Consider the following 18543-nt stretch of genomic DNA (forward strand, 5'->3'; position numbering starts at 1 on the left):
AGGCATCCTGCACACGGCGAGCGGCGCTGCGGTTCAGCGGCGCTTCGCGAACGCGACGGGCTCGTCGAGGTACGGCTCCCACGCGGCGCGGAGCTCGTCGCCGATGCGGGCGGGGCGTCCGGTCGCCGCGGTCACCATGACGAGCGTGGTCGCGGCGCGCGTGTACAGCGACCGCGGCTCGACGCCGACCGGCGAGTAGACCTCGTAGTTCACCTCGGCGCTCGCGCCGCCGACCCGGCCGAACCACAGCTCCACGTCGACGGGCGCGCGCATGTACGGGATCGGCAGCAGGTACTCGACCTCCTGCCGCGCGATGAGCGCGATCGTCTCGGCGCCCGGCCGCGCGTCCATCACCGCGGTGGCGTGCCGGGGCTCGGCGTCGCCGTCGGGGCGCCAGAACGCCTGGATGCGCGCCTCCTCGAGGAGGCGCAGCATCTCGGCGTTGTTGACGTGCGCGTAGGCGTCGTAGTCGCTCCAGCGGAGCGGGATCTCGACGTGCAGCCGGGTCATCCGGTGCCGCCCGTCAGCTGCGGGTGAGCTTGCGGTGCACGGACCGGTGCGGCTTCGCCGCGTCCGGTCCGAGCCGCTCGATCTTGTTCGCCTCGTACGACTCGAAGTTGCCCTCGAACCAGTACCACGAGGCCGGGTCCTCGTCCGTGCCCTCGTAGGCGAGGATGTGCGTCGCGACCCGGTCGAGGAACCACCGGTCGTGGGTGATGACCACGGCGCAGCCGGGGAACTCGAGCAGCGCGTTCTCGAGCGACTGCAGCGTCTCGACATCGAGGTCGTTGGTGGGCTCGTCGAGGAGCAGCAGGTTGCCGCCCTCCTTCAGCGTCAGCGCCAGGTTGAGGCGGTTGCGCTCGCCGCCGGAGAGCACACCGGCCTTCTTCTGCTGGTCCGGGCCCTTGAAGCCGAACTTCGACACGTACGCGCGGCTCGGGATCTCGGTCTTGCCCACGGTGATGATGTCGAGCCCGTCGGACACGACCTCCCACAGCGTCTTGTTCGCGTCGATGTTCGAGCGCGTCTGGTCGACGTAGCTGATCTTCACGGTCTCGCCGACCTTGAGGTCGCCGCCGTCGATCGGCTCGAGGCCCACGATCGTCTTGAACAGGGTCGTCTTGCCGACGCCGTTCGGGCCGATCACGCCGATGATGCCGTTCGGCGGCAGCGAGAACGAGAGCCCGTCGATGAGCGTGCCGCGCTCGTCGAAGCCCTTCTGCAGCTTCTTGGCCTCGATCACGACGCTGCCGAGGCGCGGACCCGCCGGGATCTGGATCTCCTCGAAGTCGAGCTTGCGCGTGCGCTCCGCCTCCGACGCCATCTCCTCGTAGCGGGCGAGGCGCGCCTTCGACTTGGCCTGACGGCCCTTCGCGTTGCTGCGCACCCAGTCCAGCTCGTCGGCGAGGCGCTTGGCGAGCTTCTGGTCCTTCTTGCCCTGCACCTCGAGACGCTGGGCCTTCTTCTCGAGGTAGGTCGAGTAGTTGCCCTCGTAGGGGTAGAGGTGGCCGCGGTCGACCTCCGCGATCCACTGGGCGACGTTGTCGAGGAAGTACCGGTCGTGGGTGATCGCGATCACCGCACCGTGGTACGCCTGCAGGTGCTGCTCGAGCCAGAGCACGCTCTCGGCGTCGAGGTGGTTGGTGGGCTCGTCGAGGAGCAGGAGGTCGGGCTTCTGGAGCAGGAGCTTCGTCAGCGCGACGCGGCGCTTCTCACCACCGGAGAGGTTCTTGACGCTCGCGTCGCCCGGCGGAGTGCGCAGCGCATCCATCGCCTGCTCGAGCTGGGAGTCGAGGTCCCACGCGTCGGCGGCGTCGATGTCCTCCTGCAGCGTGCCCATCTCCGCCAGCAGCGCGTCGAAGTCAGCGTCCGGGTCGGCCATGGCGGCGGAGATCTCGTTGAAGCGGTCGATCTTGCCCTTGATCGGGCCGACGCCCTCCTGGACGTTCTCGAGGACCGTCTTCTCCTCGTCGAGCTCCGGCTCCTGCATGAGGATGCCGACGGTGTAGCCGGCGCTGAGGCGGGCCTCGCCGTTCGAGGGCTGGTCGAGGCCGGCCATGATCTTGAGGATCGTCGACTTGCCGGCGCCGTTCGGCCCGACCATGCCGATCTTCGCGCCCGGGTAGAACGACATGCTCACGTCGTCGAGGATCACCTTCTCGCCGACCTTCTTGCGGGCGCCCGACATGGTGTAGATGAACTCGGCCATGATCCGATCCTAGGGAACGCGGGGCCCTCGCACCGCCGCGCTCGCTCAGCGCGGACGGCTGCCAGGCGGCTACCAGTCGATGGGGCGCGTCTTGCCGACGAGGCAGCGGCCGGTGCCGAGCTGGTCGACGACCTGGCTGACGTAGCCGACGCTGCCGTACTGGCCCAGCAGGCAGTCGCCGTTGAACTTGACGGAGAACTGGATGCTGTCGGCCTTGAGCCCGACGCTGGTCGTGTCCGGCGTCAGCTCCATGTCGGTCTTCACGAAGCCGGCCGCGACGAGGGCGTCGATGAACGACCGGCCGCCGAGGTCGCCGCCCTTGGCGATGAGGGCCTCGTTGACGGAGTCGAAGTACGGGAGGTTCTGCTTCGCCGTGCCGTCGAGCTGCAGCTCCGGCTTCGCGGACCCGGATGCGCTCGCGCTCGGCTTCGCGGTCTTCGACGGCGCCGGGTCGCCGCCGACGCAGCCGGCGAGCATGATGGCCGCCGCGAGGGCTCCCGCCGCGAGCGCGAGCGGACGCGCGAGACGACGTGCGGTCATGATCCCCCACCGTTTCGACCGGGCTGCGAGCGCGCGGCTCGCCGCGCGCCGTCAGTCTAGGCGACCGTCCGGGGAGCGCCGCCCGGCTCAGAACGGCGTCGCGCCGGCGCCGACCGGGGCGGGCGCGTCGTCGTCGAGGCCGTCGACGAGCACGGCCGCGCGCTCCTCCGCCTCCACCTCGCTGAAGGTGTCCTCGGTCTTCGCGACCGTCGAGCTCATCGAGCGCGTCCAGACGGCGGTGCCCCACGACAGGTCCTGGCCGAGCGCGTCGGCGGTGACCTCGACGGTCGTGCCGCTGCGCTCGTCCGCCTCCCACGAGCGCACGCGGAGCCGGCCGAGCACGACCACGCGCTGGCCCTTCTGCAGGGACTCCGCGAGATTGAGCGCGAGCTGGCGGAACGCCGTGATGGTGAACCAGTTCGTCTCGCCGTCGATCCACTTCTGGGCGCCCCGGTCGAACCGGCGGGGCGTCGAGGCGAGCCGGAAGCTCGTGATGGCCAGCCCCTCGCCGGTGACGAGATGGCGCGGCGGGGTGGCGACGAGGCCGGTGAGGGCGATGGAGTCGGTCATGGGTTCCTCCGGATTCGGGCTGATGTCGAGGCATCGGATGCCGGAACCGGCTCGTGCCGGGAAGCGGCTCCGGCATCCGATGGATCGAGGATGCGCGCACCGGCCCGGACGCGGGACGGCCCGCCTCCCGGATGGGGAGGCGGGCCGTCTGGCGGTGCCTGTGGAGGAGCGGTGTGGCAGCCCCGGTGGAGGCCGCTCGCGCCTAGTGCTCGTGGAACTCCGGCCAGTCCGCGCCGGGGCCCATGGCCGCGTGGAGTGCGTTCTTGGCGGCGTTGAGCGTGCCGAAGACACCGCGGTAGCGGCCGTCGCGCTCCATCTTCACGAGGTAGCCGTCGTCGTTGCGGTGGATCGAGCCGACAGCCCCCGAGGGACCGAAGGCCACCCAGCGCTGCATGGTCGTGGTGCTCATCGTCGAGCTCCTTCCCCCGGCATCGGGACCGGGCGTCGCGACGGCGAGACGACGCCGTCTGAGCCGCACGGTACGCCGACGCCGCCCCTGCCGCCACCGTTTCGGAGAACCCGCTCAGGCGGTTCCCGGGCGGCTCGCCGACGCCATCCGCGCCACGCCGCCGCAGAGCACGTCGAGCAGCGCGGCGAAGCTCTGGTCGACGTCGTCGGGCATGCCGAAGCCCCCGCCCGACTCGAGCATCACGAAGCCGTGGACGGCCGAGCGCACGGTGCGGACCGCGTCGACCTCGCGCTCGGGCGGCAGTCCGAAGCCGCGGAGCGCGGCGGCGATCACCTCGACCCCGTCGGCGTAGGCCTGTGCGAGCTCCGCCGGCGGGTCCGTCCAGACGCCGATCTGGGTCGCGCGGTAGAGCCCGGGATGCTCGGTGGCGAAGGCGCGGACCGCACGCCCCAGCGCGCGCAGCGCATCCTCCCCTGCCACACCGACCGCCGCCGCCGACACCCGCCGGTCGAGCTCGCGGACGGCGACGAGCGCGACCGCCTGACGGAGATCCGGCAGCCCGCCCACGTGCTTGTACAGGCTCGGCACCGCGACGCCGGCGCTCTCGGCGACGGCGGCCAGCGTGAGGGAGTCGAGCCCCTGCGGCGCGTCGTCGACGATCCGGACCGCGAGGTCGACGACCGCGTCGCGACTCAGGCCCGCCCTAGGCACCGTCGGCCTGGCCCGTGGCCGGCGCGCCGCTGCCGGACGTGCCGCGACCCGCAGCGCCGTCGCGTACGGCGACGGCGAACGCGACGATCCTCGGCAGCACGGTCGCGGCCTGCTGCGCGTGCGCGTAGTGCGCGGCCTCCGGCACGAGCATCGTCTCGCCGCCGAGGTGCTCGCCGATCCAGGCGAGCTCGGCCGCCGGGTCGCGGTAGTCCGGATCGACGGCGCCGACGACGGTCAGGGAGGGCACGGCGGCGGCGGCCCCGACGGAGGGCTCGACGACGTCGTGATGGAGGGTCAGCGCGAGGCGGCGGAGCGCGGCGAGGCGCCCCGGGCGCGCGATCGCGGCGCGCACGGCGGCGACGTGCTCCCCGAGCCAGGGCGCCCGCGCGCCGCGGTTCAGCGTGCCCGAGTAGTACGACGCCCAGACCGCGGCACCCCACGGCCGCGCGAAGAGCACGCGGTAGCCGAGGTTCAGCGCCGTGCGGGCGGCGCCCGTCGGTCCGGTCTCGCGGAGGAACGGGCTGACGAGGGCGATGCCGGCCACGCGCTCAGGGGATGCCGCCGCGGCGAGGACGGCGGCGGATCCGGCGAGCGAGTTGCCGACGACGATCGCCGGGCCGCCGAGCCCGTCGACGAGGGCGAGCACGTCGTCCGCGACCTCGCGGTCGCCCCAGGCGGTCGCGGTGAGATCGGAGTCGCCGTGGTCGCGGAGATCGAGCGTGGCGACGCGGAAGCCGGCGTCGACGAGCGCCGGGACCAGCTCGCGCCACACCGAGCGGAGGTCGCCCATGCCGGGCACGGCGATCACGAGCGGACCGGATCCGGTCACGTCATAGGCGAGGCGGCCCTCGGGTCGCGCGAGGTGGAGCGTCGGGCTCTGTGTCATAGCCGTAAAGCTAATGTGCTTAGCCGACCGTGTCAATATCCGTGATCACGCCCCGCGCGCCGTCCGCCGCGCACCCTGGCGGCGAGCGCACCTGCGATGGTGGGCACCAGCCGCACGCGCACGCGGCGGGCGGTCATCCATGCGGATGCCCGCCCGCCGCATCAGCGCAGGAATGCGGTCAGCTCGCGAGGATGTACTGCGCGTAGCTCTTGCGCACCTTATTGACCTTCGGCAGCGCCACCGCGAGGCAGTAGCCCTGGTTCGGGTTCTTCGCGAAGAAGTCCTGGTGGTACTCCTCCGCCCGCCAGTACTGCCCGAGCGGCTCGAGCTGCGTGACGATCGGGCCGTCCCAGATCTCGGCGGCGCGGGCGATGGCCTGCTCGAACTCCGCCTTCTGCTCGTCGTCCGCGTAGAACATCGCCGAGCGGTACTGGGTGCCCACGTCGTTGCCCTGGCGGTTGAGCTGCCGCGGGTCGTGGAGCGTGAAGAACACGTCGAGGATGACGGACGACGGGACCACGGTCTCGTCGAAGGTCACGGCCACCGCCTCCGCGTGGCCGGTCATGCCCGTGCAGACCGAGTCGTAGTCGGGCTCGGAGGTCGAGCCTCCGGTGTAGCCGGACACGACGTCGTGCACGCCCTGGAGCGTGCGGTAGACCGCGTCGAGACACCAGAAGCAGCCGCCGGCGAGGACGAATGTGCGCATCGGATGATCCGCCTTTCCGTATCGAGGTTTCGAGGGGTGCAACACCGGCCGCGCGCTCCGCGTTCCCGCGCCGGCAGCCGCATGGCAGGCCACGGCGATGTCGGCGGCCCCGCCTAGTCTCGCCGCAGAACGGCAGGCCGGAGCCGCAGACCCGAAGGAGCACAGCATGTCCTCTGCGACGATCCCCGCGCCCGTCTCCAGCACGCCCGTCATCAGCACGCCCGCCGCCGGTGCACTCGGCTCCGGTGCGCCCGTGCTCTCCGCCGCGACGCCCGCGTACCCGGTGAGCCGGCGCGGCATCCGCACCGTCCCGCTCCGCGGCGGCCGGTGGCGCGTGACGCGCGAGGCCGGCGAGGTGCTCGGCTACGTCGAGCTCGTGCCGGGCGACGCCCCGCGCTGGCGCAGCTCGCGGATGCCGGCCCGCCAGGCGCGGTTCGTGCAGCTCGGCGAGTTCGGCAGCCCCGACGACGCGCTCGACGTGATCCGCCTGGGCTGACCGGTCCGGCGGGGCTCGCGGCTGCCGCGCTCCGGGCTGGGCTGCGGCGCTCCGGGCTGGGCTGCGGGCCGACGCGCTCGCGCGGGCGGGAGTGCCCCGGATCGGGGAGCACCCGGTCGGACCGCCCCCGCGCGGCGGTCCCCGGGATCCGGCGGCGCCCGGGTTAACCTCACCCGCATGGAGTGGTGGAACGGCGTCGTCGACTGGTTCGGCTCTGAGGATGGACGGCTCATCGTGCTGGGCGCGATCATCCCGTTCATCGCGATCGTGGTGGCGGGCCTCGTGGCCGCGACCATCGGGCGGGCCGCCGTGCGCCGGCTCGTCGCCCAGCGCGAGCGGGAGACCCGCGCGGCCGCCGTGGCGGCCCTCATCGCGGCCGGGCAGTCCGCGACCACCTGGCACACCCAGCCGCCGCAGACCCGCGAGCACTTCGAGCGGCTCGCGAGCCAGGCCGACGTGCAGGTGCGGCTGCTCCCGCTGGCCGGCGCCTCGTTGGCGGCCGACTGGGCCGCGCACGAGCTCTCCGACATGCGCACCAACTCCGTGAGCTTCAGCTTCCAGGCCGATCAGACGCTCGCCGAGTACCGCGACCGCCTCGTCGAGTGGCTCCACAAGCCGAGCCGCGCCCGCAAGCTCTTCGCCGCCGACCTCGACCGCTGGCGCTACGACGAGCCGGCCAAGGTCGACCCGGTCGTGCTCCAGCAGCAGCAGTGGGCCGAGGAGCAGTTCACGGCGGCGACGAAGACCGCGCCGGAGCGCGGTGCCGAGCGCGAGCTGCCCGCGGCACGGTCGTCCGATCGTCCCGCCGAGCCGGCCGAGACGCAGGCCATGGACGCCATCGACCTCGACGACGCGCAGAGCGACGACGCGGCGGCCGCCGACCCGGAGCAGCACCGAGCCGACGCCGCCCGCCCGTAGCGGCTGGGACGTCCGCCCCGCAGCCGTGCCCGTGGCCCGTGTCGCGCGTGGGTCCGTAGACTGACCCCACGCCGGCGAGAGTCGGAATCCCCCCGTAGCTCAGTGGATAGAGCATCCGGTTTCTACCCGGCTGGTCGGGAGTTCGAATCTCTCCGGGGGGACCTCAGAGCGAGCGCGCCAGCGCCGTGAGCAGCTGATCGCGCGTCGGCGCACCCTCGGCACGGAACGACTCCGAGCCGTCCGCGGCCCGGACGATGACGGTCGGGGTCGAGCGGATGCCGGCGCGCTCCGCCGCATCCGGGTCGAGGGCGACGTTCCGCTCGGTCACGGTCAGCGCCGGCACGAGCCGGCGCGCCTCCTCGAGCACCTCGCGCGTCACCGCGCACGGGGCGCAGAAGCTCGAGGAGTAGAAGTCGACCTGCATGCTGGGTCGAACCGCCGGGAGGCCGCCGGGATTCCCGGGCAGCCCGCACGAGCGGTCGGCCCGCACGAAGCGATCAGCCCGCGCCGGGCGATCAGCGCATGCCGGGCGATCAGCCCACGCAGGGCGATCAGCCGGCGACGAGCAGCCCGATCGCCGCGACGATCGACGCCGCGGCGAGCACGAGCGCGATCACGATGAGCGTGACGTGCACCTTGAGGAACACGGTGGCGCGGCCCTCGGCGTCGTGCGCACGGGGGTCCTTCGCGATCCGCGGATAGAACCGCGGCCAGGCGACGACGTTGAACAGAGCGGAGACGAGCAGCACGACGGCGGCGAGCACGGACACCCGGCGATGGTAGCGGGACCGCCCCACCCCCGAACTCGTTCACACGCGATATATAACATAGGTATACAATCGAACCCGTGAGCGAGAACGACACCATCCAGTCGCTCGTCATCTCCGCGCACCGGCTCGGCCGGATCGCCGCGGTCTCGACGGGCGATCCGACCCCGGTCGCCCATTGGCGCACGCTGTCGATCCTCCGCAGCGACGGGGCGATGCGCGTCGGCGAGCTCGCCGCGGCGAGCCGCGTCACCCAGCCCGGCATGACCCGCCTACTCGCGACCATGGTCGAGGAGGAGGTCGTCGACCGGGTGGCCGACAGCGCCGACTCCCGTGCCTGGCTCATCCGCATCACCCCGAAGGGCGAGGCCGCGATCGAGGCCTGGCACGACGCGATCGGCGCCGCCCTCTCCCCCCTCTTCGACGGACTCGACGACGACGACTGGCTGGCCCTGCGCCGCGCCGCCGAGATCCTCGACGCCCGAACCCGCACCGCATCGACCACGAAAGCCGCATCATGAACGCCCACGCCCCCGCGGAGGCCACTAGCCTCCTCAAGCAGCCGAAGACCGTCTGGGCGGTCGCATTCGCCTGCGTCATCGCCTTCATGGGCATCGGCCTCGTCGACCCGATCCTCAAGGCGATCGCCGTCGACCTCCAGGCCACGCCCACGCAGACCGAGCTGCTGTTCACGAGCTACCTGCTCATCACCGGCCTCGCGATGCTCATCACGAGCTTCGTCTCGAGCCGCATCGGCGCCCGCTGGACGCTCCTGATCGGACTCGCCATCATCGTGGCGTTCTCCGCGGCGGCAGGGCTCAGCGGCGACGTCAACGCCGTCATCGGCTTCCGCGCCGGCTGGGGCCTCGGCAACGCCCTCTTCATCTCGACCGCGCTGGCGACGATCGTCGGGGCGGCATCCGGCGGCAGCGGCGCGGCGATCATCCTCTACGAGGCCGCCCTCGGCCTCGGCATCGCCATCGGCCCGCTGGTCGGCGGTCTGCTCGGCTCGATCAGCTGGCGCGGCCCGTTCTTCGGCGTCACCGTGCTCATGGCGCTCGCGTTCGTCGCGATCGCCGTCCTGCTCGGCAAGGACGGCGGCCGCGCCACCCGGCAGCGCCTGCCGCTCTCCGCCCCGATCAAGGCCCTGAAGACCCCCGGCCTCGCCGTGCTCGCCGTGGCCGCCCTGTTCTACAACTACGGCTTCTTCACCCTGCTGGCCTGGACCCCGTTCGCCCTCCCGGACACGCTGAGCCCGATCCTGCTCGGCGTCATCTTCTTCGGCTGGGGCGTGGCCGTCGCCGTCTCGAGCGTCTTCCTGGCCCCGTTCCTCACGGCGCGGATGCGGCGCACGACCGCCATCGCGGTCGCCCTGCCCGTGCTGGCGGTCGTCCTGCTCGTCGCCGGGATCTGGGTCGCCGTCCCCGCCGTGCTCATCACCTGCGTGATCGTCGGCGGCGTCATGCTCGGCGTGCTCAACACCGTGCTCACCGAGTCGGTCATGGAGGCCACCGACCTGCCGCGCGTCGTCGCCTCGTCGTCGTACTCGGCCGTCCGCTTCATCGGCGGCGCGATCGCGCCGCCGCTCGGCGCCGCCCTCGCCGCCGCCGCGGGCACGGACGCGGTGCCGTTCTTCATCGGCGCCGGCGCCCTCGTGGTCTCGATGCTCGTCGTGCTGATCGGGCGCCCCGCCCTCCGCCGGGTGGACGGCGTGACGCCGGCCCCCGTCGCCTCGCCCGTCGAGGAGGCCGACGCGATCGGCCTCGGCGACGCCGCCTGAATCGCGCGACCCGGCCCCGACGGACCCCCGGGATAGGCTTCCCCCGTGTCATCGCACCCCGACGTCCTGGTCTGGATCGACTGCGAGATGACCGGCCTCGACCTCGCGGTCGACGAGCTGGTCGAGGTCGCCGTCGTCGTCACCGACTACGACCTGACCCCGCTCGACCCCGGCTTCACGATCGTGATCAAGCCCGACCAGTCGGCCCTCGACAACATGAACGACTTCGTGCGCGATATGCACACGTCGAGCGGCCTGATCGAGGAGATCCCGCACGGCACGACGCTGGCCGACGCCGAGTACCAGGTGCTCGAGTACATCCTGCGCTTCGCGCCGGAGAACCGGACCGCGCCGCTGGCCGGCAACACGATCGGCACCGACCGGATGTTCCTGGCGAAGTACATGCCCCGCGTCGACACGCACCTGCACTACCGCAGCGTCGACGTCTCGAGCATCAAGGAGCTGTCGCGCCGCTGGTTCCCGCGTGCCTACTTCCAGGCGCCGGCGAAGAACGGCGGCCACCGCGCGCTCGCCGACATCCTCGAGTCGATCCGCGAGCTCGCGTACTACCGCAAGGCGGTGTTCGTCGGCGAGCCCGGCCCCACGAGCGACGAGGCGAAGGCCGCGTCCGGCGCGGTCGTGACGGAGTGGGCGCCCCGCCTCAGCCGGGACTGACGGCCGTGCGGGCGGCCGCGCCGAGCTCGACGAGCGCGTCGCGCACGGCGCCGAGCCGCTCGACGTCCATGCCGAGCCGCGCCAGGATCGCCGGCGGCACCTCGAGCGCGCGCTCGCGGAGTGCGGTGCCCTCGGCCGTCAGCGCGACGGCGAGCGCCCGCTGATCGGCCGGATCGCGCGGCCGCTCGAGCAGCCCGGCGGCGTCGAGCCGTCGCAGCAGGGGGCTCAGTGTGGCCGGCTCCAGCGAGAGCCGGCCGGCGAGCGACCGCAGCGACTGCGGGCTGTCCTCCCAGAGCGCGAGCATCACGAGGTACTGCGGATGCGTGAGCCCGAGCGGCGCGAGCTCGTCGCGGTAGACGTCGACCACGTCGCGCGCCGCGGCGACGAGCGCGAAGCAGACCTGGCGATCGAGCGCGAGCGGATCCGTCATCCGACCAGCGTAGCCCGAAACGATGAGTACACTGATCATTCGTGGACGAACGAATTCGCTGGTGGGACCGCCTGAACCGCGCGCTGTACCCGTACTTCGGTCCGGCGGCGCTGGGTCCGGGGCGCGCCGGCGAGCGGCCGGTGGAGCCGGCCTCCGAGGTCTGCCCGGTGTGCGGCGGCCCGCTGCCCGAGCACCGGATCGAGCGCAGCGCCGACGGGCACACGCCGACCCGGCTGGTCTGCCCGGCCGACTGAGACCGCGCCGCCCGCCCGTGTTCTGCGATGGGCCGCGGATGCCATAGAATCGTCCGGTTGCCTCGGCAATCATGGTGGGTGTAGCTCAGTTGGTAGAGCGCTGGCTTGTGGTGCCGGATGTCGCGGGTTCGAGTCCCGTCATCCACCCCATGTACACGGACGCCGCCGCACCCCTCGTGGCGGAGCCGGATCTCGATCCCGGCACCTCCACGGAGGTCGCGGCGGACGTGCCGTGGACGACCGTCGTCTGGAACGACCCCGTCAACCTCATGAGCTACGTCGTCCACGTCTTCCGCACCTACTTCGGGCATCCGGAGCCGGTGGCACGCAAGCTGATGATGCAGGTGCACCACGACGGCCGCGCGATCGTGGCGACCGGCCCCCGCGAGGAGATGGAGCGCCACACCGAGGCGATGCACGAGTACGGCCTGCAGGCTACCGTCGAGCGGGCCGGCGCGTGACCCGCGTCGTGCGCCGCCACGGGCGCATCGAGGTGGAGCTCGACGACGGCGAGGCCGACGTGCTCGCCGACGCGGCGCGCCAGCTCGCGGCGCTGCTCGACGGCGCCGCCGAGGGCCGCGACGCCGATCCCGCGCTGCGCCGCCTGCTGCCGGACGGCTACCGCGACGACGCCGAGGCGGCCGCCGAGTTCGCCCGCTGGACGCGCGCCGACCTCACCACCGCGAAGCTCGCGGCCGCCGAGTCGCTGGCCCAGACCCTGACGGCCGCCCGCGCCGAGGGGCTCGCGCGCACGCGCATCCCGCTCACGCCCGCGGAGGCGACGGGCTGGATGCGCACCCTCACCGACCTGCGGCTCGCCCTCGCCGAGCGCCTCGGGATCGAGACGGACGACGACGAGGTCCCCGAGACGGCCGCCGGTGCGCTGTACTGGTGGCTGGGCGGACTGCAGGAGCTGATCGTCGCGGCGCTGGATGCGGAGGTGGGGCGATGAGCGTGGAGCTCGCGCGCGAGGACTTCGAGCGCCTCGTCGTCGAGGAGCTCGACCGGCTGCCCGACGAGATGGTCGAGGAGATCGACAACGTGGCGTTCGTCGTCGAGGACCGGCCTGAGGACGGCTCGCTCGACCTGTTCGGCGAGTACATCGGGGTGCCGGTGACCGAGCGCGACGTCTACGGATTCGGCGAGCTGCCCGACCGCATCGTCGTCTACCGCGAGCCGATGCTGGCGCACTGCGCCGACCTCGACGAGCTGCGGGACGAGGTGCACATCACGCTCGTGCACGAGATCGCCCACTACTACGGCATCGACGACGCCCAGCTGCACGAGCTGGGGTGGGCGTGATGCGCCGGCCCGCGGTGACAGCCGGACTCGCCGCGCTCGCGCTGCTCGTGCTCACCGGGTGCGGCGCGGACGCCGGCCAGCGCGCGCTCGTGACCTGCCTGCCCGGCACCTGGCAGCTCGACACGACCTCCGCCGCCGTCGGCGTCAAGGCCGCGTTCCTCGAGACCGGGCTCGCGATCGACAGCGTCGAGGTGCACGGCGGTCAGACGCTGATCGTCTCGGACGCGCTGCGCACCGAGGTGCACGCCGACATCACGATGACCGCCCGCGGCACGACGCACGACGGCCGGGACCTCGTGCTGCAGCAGAGCTCCACCGGCATCCGCGAGGCGGACCTCGAGCTCACCGGCGACGACCTCCGCTTCGGCTCGGTGGCCGGGATGCTCGACGAGGACCTGACGCCCCGCGTCGACGGCGAGCGCACCCGCCGCCACTACCGGATGCCGAGCACCGCGGTCATCGGTCGGCCCGGCACGGTGACCTGCACCGCCGACACGCTGACGATCGAGCGGCTGCACGGGGTCGCGCTGACCTTCACACGCGGCGCCTGACGCCGCAGCCTGACGCGCTACCGCTCGGCCGCTCCGGGCACGACGACGTCGGCGAGCTCGGGCGAGCGCTCGCGCCGGATCCGATCGGCCTCCTGCGCGGCCCAGCGGTCCCAGTGCGGCTCGTACGCTCGTCCGTCCCGCTCGAGCGCGCGCACCCGGCGGCGCGCCGCATCGAGCTCGATCCAGACGGCGAGGTCGGCCCGCCGCACCGACCTCCGGCCGATCGCCCCGCAGCCCTCGACCACGAGCGGCGCCGCCGGATCGAGCGGATGCCACTCCGCGGGCTCTGACCGCGCCCAGTCCCAGCGGGTCCATCCCGGGTCCCGGCGCCGCAGCACGGTGCGCGCGACGGCGTCGGCGCCGGCGTCGAGCCCGCTCCAGCCCGGATAGAGGTCGTCGAGGCTCACGAGCTGGGCCCCGAGCAGCGGCGCGAGCCGCCGCGCCAGCTCGGTCTTGCCGGCGCCGGAGCGGCCGTCGACGAGCACGACCGGGCGGCCCCCGGCGGCGCGGGCGCGCGCGGCGAGGTCCGCGGCCGTGCGGTCCGGGTCGGAGCAGGACGGCAGCACCTCAGGCACCGATCCACCGCCAGCTGCCCGTGACCACGGCTGCGACGACGGCCGCGACCGCGACGAGCACGCCCACCGAGAGCAGGGCGGCATCCGCCCGGCCGAGGCGCGACGCGCGCGCCCAGGTGCGCGGCCCGGGGCCGCCGAATCCGCGCGCCTCCATGGCGGTGGCGAGCGCGGTACCGCGCCGCAGGGCGAGCACGAGCAGCCCGAACGCCTGGCGCGCCGTCGCGAGCGGACCCCGGCGGTCGCCGAGACCGCGGGCGCGGCGCGCGAGGCCGATCGCGCGCCAGTCGTCGCCGACGAGCGCCAGCATCCGCAGGCCGGCGAGGGCGCCGAGCACGAACCTCGCCGGCAGCCGCAGCACCTGGCCGAGCCCGTCCGCGAGGTCGGTGGGATCCACGGAGGCGAACAGCACGACGGCCGGCAGCGCGATCGCGAGCACGCGGAGCAGTGAGGCGACCGCCAGCCCGACGGAGCCCTCGGTGACGTGCACGAGCCCCCACGACAGCAGCACGCCGCCGCTCGCCCGGCCGTAGAGCAGGATCGTCACGGCGCCGAGCGGCGCGGCGATCCAGACGGCCGCCGTCACCCGCAGGAAACGGCCGGGGCGGATGCCGGTGAGCGGCAGCAGCACGGCCTCGAGCGCGAGGGCCGTGCCCGCCGAGACCGGATCGATCGTGAGCACGAGCGCGAGCACGAGCGGCAGCGCGGCGAGGAGCCTGGCGACCGGGTTGATCCGGCCGAAGCGCACCGCGAGGCGGCTCGGCGCGGGCGGGAGCGCGGTCATCCGGCCACCCCCGCCGCCAGCGCGGCGCCGGACGGACCGGTGCCGTCGACGGCCTCGCGGTGCTCGTCGCCGTCCGGCCCGGCAGGCACCGCTATCCGGCGCGCCGCGAGCACCTCGAGCAGGGGCTCGTCGTGGCTCACCACCACCACCCCGCTGCCGTCGCGGCGCACCTCGTCGAGCAGTCGGACGACCCCGGCCCAGCCGCGCGCGTCCTGCCCGAACGTCGGCTCGTCGAGCACGAGCAGCCGCGGCGCCGCCGTCAGCGCCGTGCCGACGGACAGCCGGCGCTGCTGGCCGCCCGACAGCGAGAACGGGCTCGCGCCGGCGAGGGCGGCGAGGCCGAGGCGGTCGAGCGTCCGCTCGACGCGCTCCTCGACCTCGGCGCGGCCGAGTCGCAGCGCGCGCGGGCCGATCGCGAGCTCGTCGCGCACCGTCGTCGCGAGGAACTGGTGCTGGGGGTTCTGGAACACCGCCCCGATGCGGCCGAGCAGCCGGCGGGAGCGCCAGCGCCACGGCGACGGGCCCTCCCCGGCGGCGAGCGCCGGCTCCGCTGCGAGGGTGCCGGACACCGGCGCGAGAAGTCCCGCGAGCGTGAGCGCGAGCGTCGACTTGCCGGCGCCGTTCGGGCCGGTGATGCCGAGCACCTCGCCGCCCGCGACGGCGAGGCCGAGTCCGGACGCGACGGGATGCCCCGCCCGGCGCGCGACCGCGAGCCCCTCCGCGCGGAGCAGCGGCTCCCCCGCCGCCGGCAGCGGCCCGAGGTCGACGACGGGGCGGGCGCCCGGCAGCCACACCCCGGCGGCGGCGAGCGCGGTCCCCTGCGCGGCCACCACGGCCGCCGGTGCGCCGTCCGCGACCACCGTGCCCTCCGCTCCGAGCACGATCACCCGGGTCGCGACGGGCCACCAGAGGTCGACGCGGTGCTCCACGATCACGGCCGTGGCGCCGCTCTCGTCGAGCACACGGGCCGCGGCATCGCGCACCTCGACCGCGCCGGCGGGATCGAGCTCCGCGGTCGGCTCGTCGAGCAGCAGGAGCCGCGGCCGCATCGCCAGCACACCGGCCAGCGCGAGCCGCTGCTTCTGCCCGCCGGACAGCGCCTCGGTGGACCGGCCGCGGTCGAGTCGGAGGCCGACGTCGCCCCATGCGCCGGCGACGCGCCGCCAGATCTCGTCGCGCGGCACCGCGAGGTTCTCGGGTCCGAACGCGGTGTCGTCGCCGGCGCGGGCCATGATCATCTGCGCGTCGGGATCCTGCAGCACGAGACCGGCCGCGCCGCGCGCGCGGGCCGCCTCCTCGCCGCCGATCTTCAGCACGCCCTCCGACTCGCCGTCCTCGTCGCCGCCGAGCACGCCGGCGAGCCCGGCGAGCAGCGTGGACTTGCCGGAGCCGGACGGCCCGAGCAGCAGGACGCGCTCGCCCTCCTCGATCCGCAGGTCGAGCCCGCGCACGGCGAAGGCGCGACGGCCGGCGTGCCGCCAGCCCCAGCCGCGGGCCTCGATCGCGGGAGTGCTCACCGGGATCAGACGTCCGCGCGCACGCCGCGGCCCGACGCGAAGCGCGAGAGCACCCCGGTCGCGGCGAGCGCGCGCGTCAGCACCCAGCCGAGCAGCCCGGCCAGCACCGCGCCCGACAGGATCGAGCTGACGAGGTAGATCGCCGAGAAGGCCGGACCCGAGCCGGCGTACCAGAGCACGAGATCGTTGAGCGCGCCCGCGGCGCCGGCGCCGGCTCCGGCGAGCACGGCCACCCAGACCCGCCCGGTGTAGAGGAACAGGAGCAGCACGAGCTCGGCGCCGAGCCCCTGCACGAGCCCGGCCTCGATCGTGAGCAGCCCGCCCCACTGGTTGCCGGCGAGCGCGGAGACGACGGCGGCGAGCACCTCGGTGAAGATGGCGGCGCCGGGCTTGCGGACGACCAGGCCGCCGACCACGCCGGCGAGCAGCCACGGACCGTTGAGCAGCCCCTGCAGGCCGGGCAGCAGCGGCTCGATCACCGCCTTCGGCGCGAGGTAGCCGACGTTCCAGGCCAGGAAGACGAAGCCGATGGCGACGCCGAGGACGGCGGCCACGACGATGTCGACGACCCGCCAGCGCCAGACGATGCGGCGTGCGGACGCCCGGACGGTTGCTGCTGCGGTCACTTTCGTGCCCCTCTCTCAAAGGATGGGCACGGGATGGGGCGCGGCGGCTGCCGCGGACCCTGAGCTGCCTCCCTGCGCCGGCATGATCCGGATCAGGTTCGACGGTCGGAGCTTCGATCGCTCCCTCTCAGCCCGGCACACCGGACTCCCGTGTTCGGGAGCGAGCCTAGCTCAGCGCACGCGGCGGATGCGCCCCGCGCCGCCGGCCGTGGCGGCCTCGGTCAGCGCCGACGTCATCCGGCGCAGCTGCTCGGTGCGCACGGTGACGTCGCGCACGCCCTTGAGCAGCGGGTAGATCGCCGAGAAGACGACCATCGGCGCCCGCAGCCCCGGGTTGCGCAGCGCGTGCGCCGCGTAGGTGCGCTCCCAGCGCCAGACGTACTGGTAGTACTGCCGCGGGTTGTCGTCGAGGCGGCGGGCCGACATCCCGGTCACCATCTTCGAGTCGTAGACGACGCGGTGGCCGCGCTCGTAGAGGTGGATGGAGAGGTCGATGTCCTCGTGGAACTCGTCCTCCTCGTCGCGGCACACGACGCCGCGGATGTCGCGCCACGCCCCGGCGCGCACCGCCATGTTGCTGCCGAACAGGAACTGATAGTCGTCGGCGAGCGTGCGCACGGCGCGGCGAATGCGGTCGTCCGCCCGGTGCCCGAACCGCCGCAGCGGCATGTCGTAGTAGGTGACCGGACCCGTGGCCGCGGCCACCGTCGGGTCGGAGAAGATGCGCTGCACCTCGGCGACCCAGGTGGGCTCGAGCACGGAGTCCGCGTCGATGCGGCCGAGCACCTCGCCGGTCGCGGCGTCGAGGCCGAAGTCGCGCGTCGGGACCAGCCCCTGCGCGGCGTCCTGACGCAGCAGCCGGAGCGGTGCGTCCGGATGCGCCACCTTCAGGGACTCGACGATCTCGCGCGTGCGGTCGGTCGAGCGGTTGTCGACGACGATGATCTCGTGCGCCGGGGAGGTCTGCTCCAGTGCTGCCGCGACGCAGTCGCGGATCGTGCTCTCTTCGTCGTACGCGGGGATCACGATGGACACCGTCGGCGCCGGCTGCGTCATGCCCACACCCTAGCCACGCACCCCGGGAGAGCCCCGGCGGCGCGTCGGCGGTCAGCTGTTGACGTGCGCGCGCATCCAGGCGATCGGGTCGATCGCGTCGCCGTCGCGGAGGACGCCGAAGTGCAGGTGCGGGCCGGTGCTGGTGCCGGTCGAGCCGACCAGGCCGATCAGCTGACCGCGGTGCACGACGGACCCCTCGTGGAGGTTCATCGAGCCGGCCAGCATATGGCCGTAGACGAACGTGACGATGTCACCGCCGACATTGCTCTTGATCTTCAGGTGCACGCCGAGCGCGCCGGACGGGTTGCCGGCCTCGACGACGACGCCCTCGGACGCCGAGACGATCGGGGTGCCCTTGCCCGGGGTGAAGTCGGTGCCGTCGTGCCGGCCGAACGGGTTCGAGATCGGGCTCGACGGGTCGATCGGCCACATGACCAGGTCGTAGCGCGTGACCGTGTAGTCGTCGCGGGCGGTGTCGTCCGTCTCCGCGGAGGCGGCGACGCGCAGCGCCGTCGGCACCACCGCACCGCCGTCGACGCCGCCGGTCGCGCCGCGGCCGTGGTGCTGCTTCTCGATCGGCACAGCCTGCGCCGGCAGATCGTGGATGCCGAGCACCGAGAACGCGAGCGTCGCCGCGGCGATGCCGAGCACGGTGCGGTTCACGTGGAGGAAGTGGCCGATGCTGACGCGGCTGGCGTCGCCGGTGCGACGTGCGTGACGCACGGAGGTTCTGGCGTGTCGGGACAGGAGCTCTCTGCTGCTTTCGTTCGGTGGCGCACATCGC

General features: G+C 73.5%; 27 protein-coding genes and 2 tRNA genes. 12 read left to right on the forward strand and 17 right to left on the reverse strand.

Translation table 11 applies throughout. The annotated features are described in order from the left end of the window. Positions 1 to 33: 33 nt before the first annotated feature. The 8 genes from AC1RSJ_RS13545 to msrA all read right to left on the reverse strand — a co-directional run bounded on the left by AC1RSJ_RS13545 (position 34) and on the right by msrA (position 6031). Complete coding sequence (locus tag AC1RSJ_RS13545; protein ID WP_493118948.1) at positions 34 to 510, reverse strand: acyl-CoA thioesterase; 477 nt, start codon at positions 508 to 510, stop codon at positions 34 to 36. 13 nt (positions 511 to 523) lie between these two features. Beyond that, positions 524 to 2209, reverse strand: coding sequence for an energy-dependent translational throttle protein EttA (ettA, locus tag AC1RSJ_RS13550; RefSeq protein WP_493118949.1), 1686 nt, complete (start codon positions 2207 to 2209; stop codon positions 524 to 526). Between the two features lie 69 nt (positions 2210 to 2278). Beyond that, positions 2279 to 2749, reverse strand: a complete 471-nt coding sequence (locus tag AC1RSJ_RS13555) for a DUF6993 domain-containing protein (protein ID WP_493118950.1) — start codon at positions 2747 to 2749, stop codon at positions 2279 to 2281. 87 nt (positions 2750 to 2836) lie between these two features. Then, positions 2837 to 3319, reverse strand: coding sequence for a single-stranded DNA-binding protein (locus AC1RSJ_RS13560; RefSeq protein ID WP_493118951.1), 483 nt, complete (start codon positions 3317 to 3319; stop codon positions 2837 to 2839). A 202-nt stretch (positions 3320 to 3521) separates the two neighbouring features. Further along, positions 3522 to 3728 (reverse strand): methyltransferase, encoded by a 207-nt coding sequence (locus AC1RSJ_RS13565; protein ID WP_493118952.1) that lies wholly within the window; start codon positions 3726 to 3728, stop codon positions 3522 to 3524. Positions 3729 to 3842: 114 nt separating this feature from the next. Further along, positions 3843 to 4439 (reverse strand): TetR/AcrR family transcriptional regulator, encoded by a 597-nt coding sequence (locus tag AC1RSJ_RS13570; RefSeq protein ID WP_493118953.1) that lies wholly within the window; start codon positions 4437 to 4439, stop codon positions 3843 to 3845. Then, positions 4432 to 5325, reverse strand: coding sequence for an alpha/beta fold hydrolase (locus AC1RSJ_RS13575; protein ID WP_493118954.1), 894 nt, complete (start codon positions 5323 to 5325; stop codon positions 4432 to 4434). Before AC1RSJ_RS13575 ends, AC1RSJ_RS13570 begins: the two co-directional genes overlap by 8 nt. A 178-nt stretch (positions 5326 to 5503) precedes the next feature. Next, entirely contained in the window at positions 5504 to 6031 is a 528-nt protein-coding gene (gene msrA / locus AC1RSJ_RS13580; protein WP_493118955.1) for a peptide-methionine (S)-S-oxide reductase MsrA, read from the reverse strand. 166 nt (positions 6032 to 6197) lie between these two features. Here msrA and AC1RSJ_RS13585 point away from each other — a divergent pair, with 166 nt between their 5' ends. From AC1RSJ_RS13585 to AC1RSJ_RS13595, 3 genes are all read left to right on the forward strand, one after another. Continuing rightward, positions 6198 to 6527 carry a hypothetical protein gene (locus AC1RSJ_RS13585; RefSeq protein WP_493118956.1) on the forward strand — a complete coding sequence of 110 codons (330 nt, stop codon included), beginning with the start codon at positions 6198 to 6200 and terminating at the stop codon, positions 6525 to 6527. A 177-nt stretch (positions 6528 to 6704) separates the two neighbouring features. Further along, a complete protein-coding gene (locus AC1RSJ_RS13590; protein ID WP_493118957.1) occupies positions 6705 to 7445 on the forward strand; it encodes a hypothetical protein in 741 nt (246 codons plus the stop codon). 88 nt (positions 7446 to 7533) lie between these two features. Further along, positions 7534 to 7606, forward strand: a tRNA-Arg gene (locus AC1RSJ_RS13595). Between the two features lie 2 nt (positions 7607 to 7608). Here the strand turns inward: AC1RSJ_RS13595 and AC1RSJ_RS13600 are convergent. Further along, positions 7609 to 7869 (reverse strand): thioredoxin family protein, encoded by a 261-nt coding sequence (locus AC1RSJ_RS13600; protein ID WP_493118958.1) that lies wholly within the window; start codon positions 7867 to 7869, stop codon positions 7609 to 7611. 127 nt (positions 7870 to 7996) lie between these two features. Next, positions 7997 to 8215: an SCO4848 family membrane protein gene (locus AC1RSJ_RS13605; protein ID WP_493118960.1), complete on the reverse strand. Its 219-nt coding sequence runs from the start codon at positions 8213 to 8215 to the stop codon at positions 7997 to 7999. A gap of 77 nt (positions 8216 to 8292) precedes the next feature. Between AC1RSJ_RS13605 and AC1RSJ_RS13610 the strand changes: the two genes are divergently transcribed. Genes AC1RSJ_RS13610 through orn form a run of 3 tightly spaced genes read left to right on the forward strand, consistent with a single transcriptional unit; the run spans position 8293 to position 10667 of the window. Then, positions 8293 to 8733, forward strand: a complete 441-nt coding sequence (locus AC1RSJ_RS13610) for a MarR family winged helix-turn-helix transcriptional regulator (protein WP_493118961.1) — start codon at positions 8293 to 8295, stop codon at positions 8731 to 8733. Beyond that, positions 8730 to 9992, forward strand: coding sequence for an MFS transporter (locus tag AC1RSJ_RS13615; RefSeq protein ID WP_493118962.1), 1263 nt, complete (start codon positions 8730 to 8732; stop codon positions 9990 to 9992). Before AC1RSJ_RS13610 ends, AC1RSJ_RS13615 begins: the two co-directional genes overlap by 4 nt. Before the next feature lie 45 nt (positions 9993 to 10037). Then, entirely contained in the window at positions 10038 to 10667 is a 630-nt protein-coding gene (orn, locus tag AC1RSJ_RS13620) for an oligoribonuclease (RefSeq protein WP_493118963.1), read from the forward strand. Here the strand turns inward: orn and AC1RSJ_RS13625 are convergent. Beyond that, entirely contained in the window at positions 10654 to 11097 is a 444-nt protein-coding gene (locus AC1RSJ_RS13625; protein WP_493118964.1) for a MarR family winged helix-turn-helix transcriptional regulator, read from the reverse strand. The genes orn and AC1RSJ_RS13625 overlap by 14 nt on opposite strands. A gap of 41 nt (positions 11098 to 11138) precedes the next feature. Between AC1RSJ_RS13625 and AC1RSJ_RS13630 the strand changes: the two genes are divergently transcribed. From AC1RSJ_RS13630 to AC1RSJ_RS13655, 6 genes are all read left to right on the forward strand, one after another. Further along, positions 11139 to 11351, forward strand: a complete 213-nt coding sequence (locus AC1RSJ_RS13630; protein ID WP_493118965.1) for a hypothetical protein — start codon at positions 11139 to 11141, stop codon at positions 11349 to 11351. 74 nt (positions 11352 to 11425) lie between these two features. Next, positions 11426 to 11501: transfer RNA gene (locus AC1RSJ_RS13635), tRNA-His, on the forward strand. Continuing rightward, entirely contained in the window at positions 11501 to 11812 is a 312-nt protein-coding gene (gene clpS, locus AC1RSJ_RS13640) for an ATP-dependent Clp protease adapter ClpS (RefSeq protein WP_493118966.1), read from the forward strand. Before AC1RSJ_RS13635 ends, clpS begins: the two co-directional genes overlap by 1 nt. Then, positions 11809 to 12303, forward strand: a complete 495-nt coding sequence (locus tag AC1RSJ_RS13645; RefSeq protein WP_493118967.1) for a DUF2017 family protein — start codon at positions 11809 to 11811, stop codon at positions 12301 to 12303. The genes clpS and AC1RSJ_RS13645 overlap by 4 nt, the downstream gene beginning before the upstream one ends. Beyond that, entirely contained in the window at positions 12300 to 12653 is a 354-nt protein-coding gene (locus tag AC1RSJ_RS13650) for a metallopeptidase family protein (protein WP_493118969.1), read from the forward strand. The genes AC1RSJ_RS13645 and AC1RSJ_RS13650 overlap by 4 nt, the downstream gene beginning before the upstream one ends. Positions 12654 to 12667: 14 nt before the next feature. Further along, positions 12668 to 13204 carry a hypothetical protein gene (locus AC1RSJ_RS13655; RefSeq protein WP_493118970.1) on the forward strand — a complete coding sequence of 179 codons (537 nt, stop codon included), beginning with the start codon at positions 12668 to 12670 and terminating at the stop codon, positions 13202 to 13204. Between the two features lie 17 nt (positions 13205 to 13221). Here the strand turns inward: AC1RSJ_RS13655 and AC1RSJ_RS13660 are convergent, their stop codons facing one another. The 6 genes from AC1RSJ_RS13660 to AC1RSJ_RS13685 all read right to left on the reverse strand — a co-directional run bounded on the left by AC1RSJ_RS13660 (position 13222) and on the right by AC1RSJ_RS13685 (position 18482). Continuing rightward, on the reverse strand, positions 13222 to 13779 hold the full coding sequence (locus AC1RSJ_RS13660) for a nucleoside/nucleotide kinase family protein (RefSeq protein ID WP_493118971.1): 558 nt from the start codon (positions 13777 to 13779) through the stop codon (positions 13222 to 13224). Beyond that, complete coding sequence (locus tag AC1RSJ_RS13665) at positions 13772 to 14560, reverse strand: energy-coupling factor transporter transmembrane component T family protein (protein ID WP_493118972.1); 789 nt, start codon at positions 14558 to 14560, stop codon at positions 13772 to 13774. The genes AC1RSJ_RS13660 and AC1RSJ_RS13665 overlap by 8 nt, the downstream gene beginning before the upstream one ends. After that, positions 14557 to 16077 carry an ABC transporter ATP-binding protein gene (locus tag AC1RSJ_RS13670; RefSeq protein ID WP_493118973.1) on the reverse strand — a complete coding sequence of 507 codons (1521 nt, stop codon included), beginning with the start codon at positions 16075 to 16077 and terminating at the stop codon, positions 14557 to 14559. The genes AC1RSJ_RS13665 and AC1RSJ_RS13670 overlap by 4 nt, the downstream gene beginning before the upstream one ends. A 5-nt stretch (positions 16078 to 16082) precedes the next feature. Continuing rightward, the gene (locus AC1RSJ_RS13675) at positions 16083 to 16703 is read right to left on the reverse strand and encodes an ECF transporter S component (protein WP_493118974.1); all 621 of its coding nucleotides are present in this window, start codon (positions 16701 to 16703) and stop codon (positions 16083 to 16085) included. A gap of 171 nt (positions 16704 to 16874) precedes the next feature. Beyond that, the gene (locus AC1RSJ_RS13680) at positions 16875 to 17759 is read right to left on the reverse strand and encodes a glycosyltransferase family 2 protein (RefSeq protein WP_493118975.1); all 885 of its coding nucleotides are present in this window, start codon (positions 17757 to 17759) and stop codon (positions 16875 to 16877) included. Between the two features lie 51 nt (positions 17760 to 17810). Beyond that, positions 17811 to 18482 (reverse strand): M23 family metallopeptidase, encoded by a 672-nt coding sequence (locus AC1RSJ_RS13685; protein WP_493118976.1) that lies wholly within the window; start codon positions 18480 to 18482, stop codon positions 17811 to 17813. Between the last annotated feature and the right edge of the window lie 61 nt (positions 18483 to 18543).

Source organism: Schumannella sp. GW821-FHT10F01 (genome assembly GCF_058809295.1).

Excerpts from the sequence above, each read along its gene's own strand:
- AC1RSJ_RS13545 (WP_493118948.1), bottom strand. The coding sequence starts at position 510 with ATGACCCGGCTGCACGTCGAGATCCCGCTCCGCTGGAGCGACTACGAC.
- ettA (WP_493118949.1), bottom strand. The coding sequence starts at position 2,209 with ATGGCCGAGTTCATCTACACCATGTCGGGCGCCCGCAAGAAGGTCGGC.
- AC1RSJ_RS13555 (WP_493118950.1), bottom strand. The coding sequence starts at position 2,749 with ATGACCGCACGTCGTCTCGCGCGTCCGCTCGCGCTCGCGGCGGGAGCC.
- AC1RSJ_RS13560 (WP_493118951.1), bottom strand. The coding sequence starts at position 3,319 with ATGACCGACTCCATCGCCCTCACCGGCCTCGTCGCCACCCCGCCGCGC.
- AC1RSJ_RS13565 (WP_493118952.1), bottom strand. The coding sequence starts at position 3,728 with ATGAGCACCACGACCATGCAGCGCTGGGTGGCCTTCGGTCCCTCGGGG.
- AC1RSJ_RS13575 (WP_493118954.1), bottom strand. The coding sequence starts at position 5,325 with ATGACACAGAGCCCGACGCTCCACCTCGCGCGACCCGAGGGCCGCCTC.
- msrA (WP_493118955.1), bottom strand. The coding sequence starts at position 6,031 with ATGCGCACATTCGTCCTCGCCGGCGGCTGCTTCTGGTGTCTCGACGCG.
- AC1RSJ_RS13585 (WP_493118956.1), top strand. The coding sequence starts at position 6,198 with ATGTCCTCTGCGACGATCCCCGCGCCCGTCTCCAGCACGCCCGTCATC.
- AC1RSJ_RS13590 (WP_493118957.1), top strand. The coding sequence starts at position 6,705 with ATGGAGTGGTGGAACGGCGTCGTCGACTGGTTCGGCTCTGAGGATGGA.
- AC1RSJ_RS13600 (WP_493118958.1), bottom strand. The coding sequence starts at position 7,869 with ATGCAGGTCGACTTCTACTCCTCGAGCTTCTGCGCCCCGTGCGCGGTG.
- AC1RSJ_RS13615 (WP_493118962.1), top strand. The coding sequence starts at position 8,730 with ATGAACGCCCACGCCCCCGCGGAGGCCACTAGCCTCCTCAAGCAGCCG.
- AC1RSJ_RS13625 (WP_493118964.1), bottom strand. The coding sequence starts at position 11,097 with ATGACGGATCCGCTCGCGCTCGATCGCCAGGTCTGCTTCGCGCTCGTC.
- clpS (WP_493118966.1), top strand. The coding sequence starts at position 11,501 with ATGTACACGGACGCCGCCGCACCCCTCGTGGCGGAGCCGGATCTCGAT.
- AC1RSJ_RS13650 (WP_493118969.1), top strand. The coding sequence starts at position 12,300 with ATGAGCGTGGAGCTCGCGCGCGAGGACTTCGAGCGCCTCGTCGTCGAG.
- AC1RSJ_RS13665 (WP_493118972.1), bottom strand. The coding sequence starts at position 14,560 with ATGACCGCGCTCCCGCCCGCGCCGAGCCGCCTCGCGGTGCGCTTCGGC.
- AC1RSJ_RS13680 (WP_493118975.1), bottom strand. The coding sequence starts at position 17,759 with ATGACGCAGCCGGCGCCGACGGTGTCCATCGTGATCCCCGCGTACGAC.